This is a genomic window from Gilvimarinus gilvus, from assembly GCF_030518155.1.
GTDB lineage: Bacteria > Pseudomonadota > Gammaproteobacteria > Pseudomonadales > Cellvibrionaceae > Gilvimarinus > Gilvimarinus gilvus.
This window is the reverse complement of sequence record NZ_JAULRU010000114.1, coordinates 1-381: the sequence shown is the minus strand read 5'-3', so window position 1 is coordinate 381 and position 381 is coordinate 1. Positions and strand designations below refer to the sequence as shown.

The window sequence follows — 381 nt, the reverse complement described above, 5'->3', positions numbered from 1 at the left end:
AAAAATAGGAAAATAAAAATGCTAACCACTAAAAAAATTAAGGATTTTTTTAATAAAAATGTAGCAACTTTATAAAATAAAAAAAGACAAACCAAAGTTTGCCTTTTGTATTATTGTGAATGTTGAGTTGGAATAGTACCTTTTTCCCTAAATCCATATATATTTTTATATTTTTTAAAATTTAATATTATTAAAGCTAAAATTAAGTATCCTAAATATATCATTTTATAAAAAAAAGTAGTTACATCTAGAGGAATATATTTAGATAAATAGATATAAGCTTCGAGAGGTCTTCTCCTACACATATATTCGTAAAGATAATTGTATATTGGATAATTACATTGTAAAGTATAAGTTATTACACTTGAAATCAATAAAAGA

1 protein-coding gene is annotated in these 381 nt (G+C 21.0%); it reads right to left on the bottom strand.

Translation table 11 applies throughout. The features are described from left to right. Positions 1 to 110 precede the first annotated feature (110 nt). Positions 111 to 381, bottom strand: a 271-nt coding sequence (locus tag QWI17_RS00610; RefSeq protein WP_302720557.1) for a hypothetical protein, incomplete at its 5' end; no start/stop codon positions are given.